A 6,178-nucleotide genomic window follows, 5' to 3' on the forward strand; every position below is an offset into this window, starting at 1 on the left:
TGGTAGTGCTTAAACAATCTATCCCTACGATTAACTTGGGTTTACTGGCTCCTGCAACTCGAAGTATTCTGGGTATAAATCGCATACCGGCATTGCAATTTAGGTTGGCTTTATCCATGATCGCATAACGACAATTGTCATAATACATAAGGTGTTACGCATACGATGGAATGGATTGCCGATCCCTCAATCTGGGCCGGTCTGATCACGCTGATTGTGATCGAACTGGTGCTCGGCATTGATAACCTGGTCTTTATCGCGATACTTGCGGAAAAGCTCCCCCCGGCGCAACGCGACCGTGCCCGCGTCACAGGGCTGCTGCTGGCGATGGTCATGCGCCTGCTGCTCCTTGCGTCGATCTCCTGGCTGGTCACGCTCACCAAACCGCTTTTTTCCGTTCGCGACCTCAGTTTTAGCGCGCGCGACCTCATTATGCTCTTCGGCGGCCTGTTCCTGCTCTTTAAAGCCACTGTGGAACTCAACGAGCGGCTGGAGGGCAAAGACAGCGATAACCCCACCCAACGACGTGGGGCGAAGTTCTGGGGCGTTGTGGCGCAAATCGTGGTGCTGGATGCCGTCTTCTCGCTCGACTCAGTGATCACTGCCGTCGGGATGGTCGACCATCTGGCGGTGATGATGGCGGCGGTGATTATCGCCATCTCACTGATGCTGCTTGCCAGTAAAGCACTGACGCGGTTTGTGAATAGCCACCCGACGATTGTGATCCTCTGCCTGAGCTTCCTGCTGATGATTGGCTTTAGCCTCGTCGCAGACGGTTTCGGCTTCTATATTCCGAAGGGGTATCTGTACGCCGCGATTGGCTTCTCGGTGATGATCGAGGCGCTTAATCAGCTTGCCAACTTCAACCGTCGCCGCTTCCTGTCAGCCAACCAGACCCTGCGCCAGCGTATCACTGAAACGGTGATGCGCCTGCTGAGCGGCAAAAAAGAGGATGCGGAGCTGGATGCCGAAACCGCCTCAATGCTGGCCGACCATGACAGCAGTCAACTTTTTAATCCACAAGAGCAGCGGATGATTGGCCGGGTACTGAACCTGAACCAGCGTACGGTCAGCAGCATCATGACTTCGCGTCACGACATTGAACATATCGATTTGAATGCCCCGGAAGCCGAGATCCGCGAGCTGCTGGAGAAAAACCAGCACACGCGCATGGTGGTCACCGGCGGCAGTGAAGAGAGCGATTTGCTGGGCGTAGTACACGTGATTGATTTGCTGCAGCAGTCGCTGCGCGGCGAGCCGCTGGACCTGCGGGTGCTTATCCGTCAACCGCTGGTGTTTCCGGAAACCCTGCCGCTGTTACAGGCGCTGGAGCAGTTTCGTAGCGCCCGCACCCACTTCGCGTTTGTGGTCGATGAATTTGGCTCGGTAGAAGGCATTGTAACCCTTAGCGACGTGATGGAGACCATCGCCGGCAATCTGCCCAATGAAGTGGAAGAGATTGACGCTCGCCATGATATTCAGAAAAACAGTGACGGAAGCTGGACGGCAAACGGCCATATGCCGCTGGAGGATCTGGTGCAATACGTGCCGTTGCCGCTGGATGACAAGCGCGAATATCACACCATTGCCGGGTTACTGATGGAATATTTGCAGCGGATCCCGAAACCGGGTGAAGAAGTGCAGGTGGGGGACTATCTGTTGAAAACGCTGGAGGTGGAAAGCCACCGCGTGCAGAAGGTCCAGATCACCGCCCTCAATACGGACGATGAGCTGGATTATCAGGTCTGACCGACGCCGGGCCGGGGCATTTCGCCCGGGCCCGGTAATAGACGGATGAGTAAGGAAGACGACGTTGGCCTAAATGGCAGCAGGTACCCGGAGAAAAAGGATATTCTCTTGCGTTTGAGACGCGAAAAAACCATGGTGCAAATAGAACTGTTTGGCCGCATCGGACAGGGCCTGAAACATAATGGCCCGCACACCAATGTTCTCAGCCACACGGTAGATACGTAATACCGCGTCACGAAGTAAATCCGCACCCCAGTCCCTGGCCTTTGTAATGTGCATCGACCGCAAGGCGTGACAGGATTATCACGGGAACAGGATCCGGCATATTGCGTTTTAGCCCCCCGGGGGCAATAGCATGAGTCACGCTACCGGTCGCGAGTGAATAAAACCCAACCACGTGCAAGGCATCATGTTTACAGACGAGGAACGTCTTGGCAGCAACCGTGGAATGATTTTTTAATCCCCGATGTTTTATCCATTCATCCAGTACCGCTTCACCACAGTGAAACTCAGAAAGGACGTGTGAAGGATTAAGCGGTACCGGTGCGGTTACTTCTCCCACTGCGGTTTTCACGCCAGCAGTTTGTCCAGCGCCGGATTGGTTGTCACCGGGGCATCCAGCATATAGATAAACTCGGTGTATTGTTCATCACTGAGATTAAACATTCGGCGATCGAGAATGACGTTTTCTGCAGCCTGGCAGGCCATCTCCAGAATAAAATCAGTACGTGATTTATGGAGAATCTCTGCGGCGGCATCGATCAGCGCTCGCTGTGCTTCTTTCGCACGAATATTAAGCTGCACATCGGATTTCATATGTACTCCATTGTATAGCAATTGATATACATGTCTTATCGCAGGTGTATAGCAAACGCTATACACCTAGACGGTTTAAACCGGTTATGAAGCGCAGAGATGGGCCATGTCAGCCGAAGCTTAACCGACGCCGGGGCTGCCCGGCGTTACAGTTTGTTGAGCAGTTTTTTCAGGTCTTTGCCGTTCTGGCTGTCTTTGTTGCGATCCGCCCACTCATTCAGGCGGCGTTTCGCTTCATCCTGCAGATGTTTACGCAGAATCTGATCTACCTGCAAACTGTAGTTCAGTGACTGCCATTTGCCGTACACATTTAGCGGAATGTCGGTGGATTTCAGGTAATCGACCAGCTTACCGTCGCCTTTCCAGCCTTCGAGCACGCGAACGTTGAAGTGGGTGTCACACTGCTCCTGCACCAGGTCCATCTCACCCTGCCCTGTCAGACTCAGCAACGGCGAACTGCCCTGCATATCTGCCAGCATCATGGTTCCCGAATCCAGCGACAGCTCGGTACGGAAAGTATCGAGACGCGTCGCGTTATCGTAGTTTTCCTGCACCTGAACATCGCTACTGCGGGCAACGGCCTGCTGGATCAACTGCTGGAAGTTCAACCCTTCCATCTGGCTGTCTTTGATCTCAACGTGGGCATCACCCTGCCAGTTGCGGCGGAAATCATCGGCATCAATCCGACTGCCGGTGAAATCGCCTGCCAGAGAGAGCTTGCCGGTCAGGGAAATCGGGTAATTGAAGGCTTTGAGGATATCGCTAATTTCGACGTTCTCCAGCCGCGGCTGGAAAGCAGCACGTGAAGTATCCCGGCGAACATCGAGCGTGCCGGGCAGAGAGATATTGCCGTTGCCCATTTTGCCCTGTAGCGTGGAAATGCTGAGCAAGCCGGCGTTGTTCGAGAACTGGCCATTGACGTTATCAAAGCGCATCCCACGCCAGCGGATGTTATTGGCGGTGAGCGACACCTGTGCGCTGAAATCACGCAGGCTGGTATATTCCGGCTGCACGCTGTTGGCAATCACCGGACGCGGCAAACGCGCCTGGGCTTGCTGCCCTTGCTGATCCGTCGAGGAATTAGTGGACGCGGTCTCTTTCGGCGCCAACAGGTTATCCAGATTCAGCGTATCGAATTGCAAATCCAGCAGCCACTGCGGCTTCTCAGAGAGAATGACGCTGCCTTTACCGCTAAACGCGCTGTCATTGGCGCTCAGATGCAGATCGCTAAGGGTGATTTGCCGACGATCGCCCTGCCATTTAGCGGAAAGGCTCCCCTCCCCCGTAATGCCCTGAGCAGGGACGTCTCCGCCCTGCAACTGCCATTTCAGCTCGCTGATTGCGGCGGTGAGCTGGTGCGGATAATCGCTGGCATCCACCTGTGCTTTCAAAGACAGCGAGAGGTCACGCTGGTCGCGATTCATCCGACCGGAAAAATCAAGCGTGGCCTGATGCGTGGCATCCTGCTCCATTTGCAGACGTATGTCGCGCACCGTGACCTGTTCGTCATTTTCATGCTGGAAGACCAGCACGCTATCGGCCACCTGCAGGCGGGCGATATCCCACGACCAGCCACGATCTTCGGCAACCTGCGGCAGTGTGTTCTCTTTCGGAGCCACCGGTGCATCTTGTTGAGGTGCAGGGCGTGTCTGCGGTGTTAACTGGATAACCGCGCCTTTGAGCATCACCTGTTTGACCTGAAGCTGATGTGAAAGCAGCGGCAGCAGCCCGACGTCCAGGCGCATATTATCAGCTTTAACCACTGGCATTTCTGCCCCCGGAGCGGTAAGGGTAACGCGCCCGGAGAGAATGCTCAGCTGCGGCCAGACATGCCAACGCAGCGGGCCGTCAAGCTGCAAATGATAGCCGCTACGGGCTTCAACCTGACGCACCATATAGCCGCGAAAATCGTTAGGGTTGACCATTACGACCAACGCCGAAAGGCCGGCTACCAGCACGACCAGTAAAATCATCAGCGTGGTTAACACTCTTCTCATGGCAGCCTCAGTGGGTTTGAATCACTCAGTCTTTATCGATACGGCTGGCAACCGCACCCTGCTGGTCGAGATACTTCGCGTCCTGGCGGCGGTTGTACGGGCGATCGGCCGGGCCGGAGAGCGGTTCAAAGCTCAGCGCGCCAATCAGCATGCCCGGACGTAATGCCAGCGGCAGTTTGCCGGAATTATAGAACTCCAGCACGATACTGCCCGACCAGCCGGGATCGATACGGTGTGCGGTGACGTGCACCATCAGCCCAAGACGCGCCAGTGAAGAGCGACCATCCAGCCATCCGACCAGGTCTGCTGGCAGCGTCACGGATTCAAAGGTCACCGCCAGCGCCAGTTCGCCAGGGTGCAGGAAAAAGGCTTCACCGTCGGGGAGCACGATCTCATCGCTCATCACGCGATCGAGCGCCGCACTCACCTCGTCTTTCGGACCGCTCAGGTCAATAAATGCAGCGGTGTGCCCACGGAAGGTGCGAAATTTATTGCCCAGGCGGACATCGACAGTCGCGCCATTAATGCGCTCAACGGGAGGACGCGGGGTGATCGACAGACGGCCCTGATCCAGCCAGGCTTCAATATCTCGGTCACAAAGACGCATGGCACTTTCTCCTTTCGTGCATGACGCCCCCGACAGTGCAGGGGCAAAGCAAAGTAACTAAAGGGTACAGCCTATCATGTATTATTCAAAAAACTGGCTGATTTTGGCTTTCAGGATATCAATCGCAATGCGGTTTTTACCCCCGCGCGGCACGATGATATCGGCATACTGCTTGGAAGGCTCAATAAACTGCAGGAACATCGGGCGCACGGTCTTCTGATATTGCGCCATCACCGAGTCCATTGACCGTCCGCGTTCGTTCACGTCGCGCTTGATACGGCGCATCAGGCAGATATCCAGCGGGGTATCAACGAAGATAGAGAAGTTCATCTCTTCACGCAGGCGCGCGTCGGTCAGCAGCAGAATGCCTTCCAGGATGATCACTTTTTTCGGTTCAATGTGGATAGTTTCCGGCGTACGGGTATGTTCAACATAGCTATAAACCGGTAATTCAATGGCCTGGCCGCTTTTCAGCGTCTGCAGATGCTGGAATAGCAGGCTATGATCCATCGAGCTTGGATGATCATAGTTGGTTTTAACACGCTCTTCCATTGACAGATGGCCTTGATCTTTATAGTAACTGTCTTCTGGAATAACGCCGATATGCTCATCACCCACCTGCTCGCGCAGTTCACGATAAAGCGTACTGGCAATGAGACTTTTACCTGAAGCCGATGCGCCGGCGATGCCGATAATGACGCACTGATGTGACTTATCAGTCATAAATTTAGCGACCTGATTAACCTGGATGTAAAGGAAGGACGACGCCTGAGCGTCAAACGCGGCAATTATAGGGATTTCGCGGCCATGATACCAGTCGAATACATCCCCAACGCCGTTCGGGATAAAAGCATCGCCGTTATTTCGCCAAACTCGACTTTTCGCAAATTTTTACGTTCAAATTACCAGCGTTCGACGGCTTTTTCTCTGAAACTAGATAGTGTCGTCACGAGGATAAAAATCATTGATAATAGGGCCTTCTAATCAGAAGGCCCTATTATCATGACTA

At 54.3% G+C, this 6,178-nt stretch carries 5 protein-coding genes and 1 pseudogene; 1 reads left to right on the forward strand and 5 read right to left on the reverse strand.

The window, feature by feature from the left end; all coding sequences use genetic code 11:
- Positions 1-165: 165 nt before the first annotated feature.
- A complete protein-coding gene (locus tag ACSZPU_RS22270; RefSeq protein ID WP_499003243.1) occupies positions 166-1,749 on the forward strand; it encodes a TerC family protein in 1,584 nt (527 codons plus the stop codon).
- A 69-nt stretch (positions 1,750-1,818) separates the two neighbouring features.
- Here ACSZPU_RS22270 and ACSZPU_RS22275 read toward each other — a convergent pair.
- The 5 genes and pseudogenes from ACSZPU_RS22275 to udk form a co-directional block, all read right to left on the reverse strand.
- Positions 1,819-2,311, reverse strand: a pseudogene (locus ACSZPU_RS22275) (GNAT family N-acetyltransferase).
- 8 nt (positions 2,312-2,319) lie between these two features.
- Entirely contained in the window at positions 2,320-2,565 is a 246-nt protein-coding gene (locus ACSZPU_RS22280) for a type II toxin-antitoxin system TacA family antitoxin (RefSeq protein ID WP_499003244.1), read from the reverse strand.
- 146 nt (positions 2,566-2,711) lie between these two features.
- Complete coding sequence (asmA, locus tag ACSZPU_RS22285; RefSeq protein WP_499003247.1) at positions 2,712-4,562, reverse strand: outer membrane assembly protein AsmA; 1,851 nt, start codon at positions 4,560-4,562, stop codon at positions 2,712-2,714.
- A gap of 25 nt (positions 4,563-4,587) precedes the next feature.
- A complete protein-coding gene (dcd, locus tag ACSZPU_RS22290; protein ID WP_499003248.1) occupies positions 4,588-5,169 on the reverse strand; it encodes a dCTP deaminase in 582 nt (193 codons plus the stop codon).
- Positions 5,170-5,250: 81 nt separating this feature from the next.
- On the reverse strand, positions 5,251-5,892 hold the full coding sequence (gene udk, locus ACSZPU_RS22295) for a uridine kinase (protein ID WP_499003249.1): 642 nt from the start codon (positions 5,890-5,892) through the stop codon (positions 5,251-5,253).
- Positions 5,893-6,178 lie beyond the last annotated feature (286 nt).

This window comes from Phytobacter sp. V69, from assembly GCF_965644215.1.
In the GTDB taxonomy this organism is placed as follows: domain Bacteria; phylum Pseudomonadota; class Gammaproteobacteria; order Enterobacterales; family Enterobacteriaceae; genus Phytobacter.

Coding starts and splice junctions, on each gene's coding strand:
- asmA (WP_499003247.1), bottom strand. CDS start 4,562: ATGAGAAGAGTGTTAACCACGCTGATGATTTTACTGGTCGTGCTGGTA.
- ACSZPU_RS22270 (WP_499003243.1), top strand. CDS start 166: ATGGAATGGATTGCCGATCCCTCAATCTGGGCCGGTCTGATCACGCTG.
- udk (WP_499003249.1), bottom strand. CDS start 5,892: ATGACTGATAAGTCACATCAGTGCGTCATTATCGGCATCGCCGGCGCA.
- ACSZPU_RS22280 (WP_499003244.1), bottom strand. CDS start 2,565: ATGAAATCCGATGTGCAGCTTAATATTCGTGCGAAAGAAGCACAGCGA.
- dcd (WP_499003248.1), bottom strand. CDS start 5,169: ATGCGTCTTTGTGACCGAGATATTGAAGCCTGGCTGGATCAGGGCCGT.